The sequence below is a fragment of the Streptomyces sp. NPDC001933 genome, from assembly GCF_042890955.1.
In the GTDB taxonomy this organism is placed as follows: domain Bacteria; phylum Actinomycetota; class Actinomycetes; order Streptomycetales; family Streptomycetaceae; genus Streptomyces.
Window position 1 is genome coordinate 1 of sequence record NZ_JBIASS010000091.1, and the last position, 4,809, is coordinate 4,809.

Genomic DNA, 4,809 nt, shown 5'->3' on the forward strand with positions numbered 1-4,809 from the left:
AGTCCTTGCTCGGCACCACCGCCTGGCCCAGTCGGGCCGCCGCCCGCACCGCGATCTTCGACTTCATCGAGAGCTGGTACAACTTGCACCGACTGTACAGCAGCCTCGGCTACCGCAGTCCCGCCGAATACGAGACCGCACTCGCAGCCTGACCACCACACCAACGGTGTCCGTCAAAGCGGAACAAGCTCATGACCTGACGGGTGGGGTGGCCCTGCGGAACGCGCGAAGTGACCGCGGGGCCATCCCAGGAGCGCCGTCCTGTCAGGGTACTCATGACCGACCGTACGAGCCGCGGTGGTTTGCCGCCCGGTGAGCTGCTGCATACGTCGGCCCGGCCCCGGGCGCAGCTGCGATGAGGCTGCGGGCTGCTCTGGGCTGGCGGTGACCTCACCTGTCACTGCGGGGTTACGGCCAGCACACATGACCCGGTGTCAGGAAATGGTCTCCGGCTGCGATCATGAGGGCTCATCAGCCCCGACCAGCTGGAGCCCACACCGTGCCTGTGCGCCGTTTCGTTCCCATCGCCGCCGCAGTGCTCGTGGCGTCACTCGCCTCGTGCAATCCCAGCGCCACGAAGAGCGAGTCCGACTCGAAGCCGGCAGCCTCCGCGTCTGCCGGTACCGACCGGTCCGAGGCCGGCTCCTCGGCCGCCCCGGGCGCTCCCGCGGGCGGCGATGGTCTGTCGCTGTCCGAGGCCATCGCGAAAATCCCGGCCGCGGACGAGAACCGCACCGGCTACGAACGCGACAGCTTCAAGCACTGGATCGATGAGGACGGCGACTCGTGCTCGACCCGCAACGAGGTTCTGCTCGCGGAGGCGGTCAAGGCGCCGGAGCAGGGGGCACGATGCGCGCTGACGGGGGGCGAGTGGCTGTCGTACTACGACGAGGTCACGGTCACCGCTGCGGGCAAGCTCGATATCGACCACATGGTTCCCCTGGCGGAGGCATGGGACAGCGGAGCGTCGAAGTGGGACGCGGACGGGCGCATGCGGTATGCCAATGACCTCGGGGCCGAGCGCAGCCTTATCGCGGTCACCGCGAAGACGAACCGGTCCAAGGCGGACAAGGACCCGTCGGAGTGGATGCCGCCGGCGGACTCCGCGAAGTGCACCTACCTCGCCGACTGGACCGCCACGAAACTTCGGTGGAAGCTCAGCGCCGACGATAAGGAGCGTGCCGCGCTGGAGACCCTTGCCAAGGACTGCTCCGACACCATCGTGAAGTACGAGGTCGCTCCGTAGCGTTCTTGCGGCCACGCCCCCGGCGGTGCCGGTTTGCTGTGGCGCCGTGGGGTTGGAGTCACCTGCCAGGCCAGGTGGTTGCGGCCTGGATGGGGGTGGGCAGAGGACGTCGTGGGGCCGTGGGGCGCCCGGTGGCGAGGATGTTGTTGAAGGCGCCGATGAGCTCTTCGAGTCGGCTGGTGGTTCCCTGCCCTGGGGGTTGTGGTGCGGGGGCGGCGTGTTCGGTTGCCGCCTGCTTCCAGAGGGGCTCGAAGAAGGCGTACTCACCGTCGAGTGTCTGGACCTCTTCCCAGGTGCCGATCGTGGCCCCGTTCAGAAGGTTGGTGATGCGGTCCTGGGACAGGGCGTAGCCGCTGCTGACGGACAATGACCAGGGCGCGGGGCTTCCTGCCCGCTGGTGCAGGAAGCGCAGGGCGGAGGCGAGTGTCTCGGGCCGGGGCTTGCGGACGCGCCGGGCGTCGGCGTCGTCCCAGACCTTCTTCAGGACCTCGGGGTCGGCACCGCAGGCGCGGGCGACCCGCGCCCTGGTGAAGCGCGCGGTCGCCGACAGCCGTAGCCGTCGTGACCGCTGCGGCCAGGACGAGCACGAGCGCATCGAAGCGACCTGGCGCGAGCGCGCACTTAACGCCGAAGCAGAGCTCACCCGCGCCCAGAGGGAGATCTGCACTCAGCGGCAGCGGATCGGTGAGTTGATGGGGCAGATCCGCGACTTCGACCAGATGGTCCCCGGCGAGTCGCTCCAGTCCTTGACGACCGAGAACACCACCCTCAAGCACCGCGTCCAGTAACTCACCCGCGAGCACCGCACCCTCCAGGAACGACTCGAAGGCGCCCGCTCCAACCTCCGCTTCGGCGAGAAGCGGATCGCCGACCTCGAAGCCCAGCTCCTCGAACAGGGCAGCGCTCCGGCGGCACGAGGTTGACGGAATCGCATCGCTTACCACAGCCCAGCTCCTAAGATCACCGCGGATGAATACGCCACGCTCATTGGCCGTGACTATCCGTGATGGATGTCGCAGGTCGACGGGCGTTCTACCAAGGCACGAGGAGAAACAGTCATGGCAACGGGACAGCGGGTTGATCCATTCGCCGCGTTCAACTTCACTCTGACCATCGACGGGCTGGAGGGCTCGCACGGCTGCTTCTCGGAGTGCAGCGGGGCCAATACCGAGCAGGACGTGATCGAGTACCGCGAGGGCATGGCTTCGTCCACGAGAACGGGTTCTGGCTCAGGTTGTGTGATCCGTGCACTGTGAGTGACGGCTGAACTCCCTGCGGTGCCTCGGGAAGTTGCCTCAAAACGAGGAGTGGCAGGAGTAGCTGGGTCGATAGTTCGGGGCTGTGAATGAGATCTTGCTCCGGCTGGAGGAGTTGCTGTTCCCGTCGATCGCGGACGTCGCGGTGCTGTCGGTCGACGCGAACATCGCGATAGTGCGTGTTGATGTGCGGTGTACCGCTGCGGGCGCCTCGTGTCCGGGTTGTGGAGCGTGGTCTGCCCAGGTTCATGGTTCCTACCTGCGGTTTCCCGCTGATGTTCCGAGCTCGGGACGAAGCGTCGTACTCCGGCTGCGGGTCCGCCGGTTCGCCTGCCGGACCGCCGAGTGCAGACGTCGCACGTTCGTCGAGCAGATACCCGGTCTGACCCGAAGGCACGGCCAGCGGACCGAGCGTCTCCGCTCGACCCTGGCAGCAATTGGTCTCGCTCTCGCGGGCCGGGCCGGCGCCCGCCTGGCAGACATCGTCGGTGCGCCGGTCAGCCGCAGCACGGTCCTGCGGCTGGTCGACGCACTTCCCGAGCCGGAGGTGCCCGCTCCGCGGGTCGTCGGCGTCGATGAGTACGCCACCCGCAAGGGCCGCCACTACGGCACCGTCCTCGTGGACGTTGAAACCCGTGCGGCCAGTCGACCTGCTGCGAGCCTGGCCGCATGGCTGGCCCAGCGGCCCGGAATCGAGGTGGTATGCCGGGACCGCGCGCCGTTCTTCGCCGAGGGCGCCACCACCGGTGCCCCGCAGGCCGTGCAGGACGCGGACCGGTGGCACCTCTGGCACAACCTCAGCGAGGCCGCCGAGCGGAGCATCGCCCAGCACCGCCGATGCCTGCGAGTCCTGGTGCCCGAGACACCTGAAACGCCCGAGAAAGAGCCCGACCCGGCGGAGGAGTCCTCCGGCTCACCGTGGCCGACCGGCCACCGGTTCGCCGACCGAACCCGGACCATGCATGCCACGATCCATGCCCTGGTTGAGGCAGGACACAGCCGTCGCGCGATCCAGCGGCAGCTCGGCATGACCAGCCGGACCGTCAAACGGTACGCGGACGCCGCCAAGTCGGAAGACCCCTTCACCGGTCAGTGGCAGACCCGGACCTCGGTCCTCGACAAGTACAAGCCCTACCTGGACGACCGCTGGAACGAGGGCCGCACCAACGCCTGGAAACTATGGGAGGAGATCGTCCCACTCGGCTATCAGGGCAGCTACCAGCGCGTTCGCGCGTACCTTCGCCAGAAGCGCACCTCGCCGCGGCCCGTGACAGCCCGTCCTCCCTCGCCCCGGGCTGTCGCCGGATGGGTTCTCCGCCGGCCGGAAAACCTCTCCGAGGCCGAACACCTCCACCTGAAGAACGTTCGGGCCAACTGCCCCGAGATCGACGCACTCACCGGGCACGTCAGATGCTCAAGCGCCAAATGTTCGGCCGGGCCGGCTTCCAATTCCTCAGAAAAAGAGTCCTGTTGCCGTAACAGCTGGTGACGGTGTCACGACACTGCTGGTGAATAGAGCCAGCCGAACAAGCTGTCGCCAACCGCATTTCACGCCCCGGCGACGCCGTCGATGCGCTCCCGGATCAGGTCGGCGTGGCCGTTGTGACGCGCGTACTCCTCGATCATGTGGACCATGATCCAGCGCAGCGAAACCCCTCCGTCACCTACGTGGCCGGCTTCCTGCTCAGACAGCCGACCGGAGTCGTCCAGCGAGGCGGCAGCGATGAGCTCACGCCCTCGAACGATCTCTGTCTGCCAGACCGCCATGGCCTCGTCGAGTCCTCGGCCATCCTCAAGTGCAAAGCCGTCGACGTTGCTCTCCCCGAAGACTGCGTGCACGTCCTGGCCGGCGAACACACGCTGGAACCAGTTGCGTTCCACCTCGGCCATGTGCTGGATGAGGCCCAGCAGTGTCATCGACGACGGCGCAGCCGACGCCAGCCGTAATTGATCGTCTTTGAGGCCCGAGCACTTCAGGGCGAGAGTGGCACGGTGAAAGTCGAGCCACGATTCCAGCATGGCGCGCTCGCCAGCATGTGCGGGTGGGATAGGGCGTCCATCCGGTGTCGAAGTCATGCCAGGACCCTGGCACACACCGCCATGGACTTCGCGGGCCTTCGCTGGCGACGAACACGCGCGGCCCCTCTTACTCAGGCAGCTCAGTGGCAACATCTTGCCGAGATAAGCGAGGCAACTCCCAGAAGGGCACCGAAAGGGACTGCTGCACGGATAAGTGACACCTGACCTGGCTTGCTGAGAGGCGGCCTGGAAGGATGTTGCAGTGCCCAAGCCGTATCCGAAGGAGTT

6 protein-coding genes are annotated in these 4,809 nt (G+C 66.9%); 4 read left to right on the top strand and 2 right to left on the bottom strand.

The features are described from left to right. A partial coding sequence (locus ACFYY7_RS45180) for an IS3 family transposase (protein ID WP_388672205.1) occupies window positions 1–152 on the top strand: 152 nt, incomplete at its 5' end. A 347-nt stretch (window positions 153–499) separates the two neighbouring features. After that, the gene (locus tag ACFYY7_RS45185; RefSeq protein WP_388672194.1) at window positions 500–1,246 is read left to right on the top strand and encodes an HNH endonuclease family protein; all 747 of its coding nucleotides are present in this window, start codon (window positions 500–502) and stop codon (window positions 1,244–1,246) included. A gap of 58 nt (window positions 1,247–1,304) precedes the next feature. On the opposite strand, the gene ACFYY7_RS45190 is transcribed toward ACFYY7_RS45185, so the two are convergent. Beyond that, the gene (locus ACFYY7_RS45190) at window positions 1,305–1,841 is read right to left on the bottom strand and encodes a hypothetical protein (RefSeq protein WP_388672197.1); all 537 of its coding nucleotides are present in this window, start codon (window positions 1,839–1,841) and stop codon (window positions 1,305–1,307) included. Window positions 1,842–2,304: 463 nt separating this feature from the next. On the opposite strand from ACFYY7_RS45190, the gene ACFYY7_RS45195 reads away from it, so the two are divergent. Then, window positions 2,305–2,502: a hypothetical protein gene (locus ACFYY7_RS45195; protein WP_388672200.1), complete on the top strand. Its 198-nt coding sequence runs from the start codon at window positions 2,305–2,307 to the stop codon at window positions 2,500–2,502. A gap of 85 nt (window positions 2,503–2,587) precedes the next feature. Then, on the top strand, window positions 2,588–3,991 hold the full coding sequence (locus ACFYY7_RS45200) for an ISL3 family transposase (protein ID WP_388672203.1): 1,404 nt from the start codon (window positions 2,588–2,590) through the stop codon (window positions 3,989–3,991). Between the two features lie 59 nt (window positions 3,992–4,050). On the opposite strand, the gene ACFYY7_RS45205 is transcribed toward ACFYY7_RS45200, so the two are convergent. Continuing rightward, window positions 4,051–4,578 (bottom strand): DinB family protein, encoded by a 528-nt coding sequence (locus ACFYY7_RS45205; RefSeq protein ID WP_383724616.1) that lies wholly within the window; start codon window positions 4,576–4,578, stop codon window positions 4,051–4,053. Between the last annotated feature and the right edge of the window lie 231 nt (window positions 4,579–4,809).

Bases quoted from the DNA above. Each gene is read 5' to 3' on its own strand.
- ACFYY7_RS45195 (WP_388672200.1), top strand. From the start codon at position 2,305: ATGGCAACGGGACAGCGGGTTGATCCATTCGCCGCGTTCAACTTCACT.
- ACFYY7_RS45205 (WP_383724616.1), bottom strand. From the start codon at position 4,578: ATGACTTCGACACCGGATGGACGCCCTATCCCACCCGCACATGCTGGC.
- ACFYY7_RS45190 (WP_388672197.1), bottom strand. From the start codon at position 1,841: ATGCGCTCGTGCTCGTCCTGGCCGCAGCGGTCACGACGGCTACGGCTG.